The 545-nt window shown below is 66.2% G+C and carries 1 protein-coding gene; it reads right to left on the reverse strand.

All coding sequences use genetic code 11. From position 1 onward, the window contains the following. Nucleotides 1-488 (reverse strand): MFS transporter (locus ABD323_RS44830; protein WP_344447704.1); only part of this gene is annotated, 488 nt, incomplete at its 3' end. Between the last annotated feature and the right edge of the window lie 57 nt (nt 489-545).

Genomic DNA, 545 nt, shown 5'->3' on the forward strand with positions numbered 1-545 from the left:
CACGACGTGCCACGTTCCCCGACCTCGTACAGCGAGTAGAACTGCGCCTCCTTGCCGGGCGGGATCAGCTGGCTGTACAGCGAGCGCGACAGCGCATTGGTGCCGCCGAGCACCAGGCCGATGCCGACGGCGAGCGCGTAGAACTGCAGCGCCTGGCCTTCTTCGACGAAGTAGGCGTACACCAGCACCAGGACCCACACGCCCAGACTCACCAGGATCACCTTCTTCGCGCCGAATCTGCGGGCCGCGAAACCGTGCAGCATGCCGCCGATGTAGGCCACGAACTGGATCACCAGCACCGTCGCGATCAGCACCTGGTCGGTGAACCCGAGCTCCTCCGTGCCGTACTGCGCCGACACGCTGACCACCGTGTTGATGCCGTCGGTGTAGATCAGATACGCGCCGAGGAACCCGAGCGTCAGCGGCAGGGCCTTCGCGGCCTTGAACGTCTGCTTCAGCCCGACGAATCCCGCGGTGAGCACCCGCATGCCCGTTTCCCCGCCGTGCGGGTTCTGGTGTTCGCGCAACCTGCGGAGCGGGATCAG

Origin of the sequence: Kitasatospora nipponensis, assembly GCF_039528135.1 — a bacterium.
Classification (GTDB): domain Bacteria; phylum Actinomycetota; class Actinomycetes; order Streptomycetales; family Streptomycetaceae; genus Kitasatospora; species Kitasatospora nipponensis.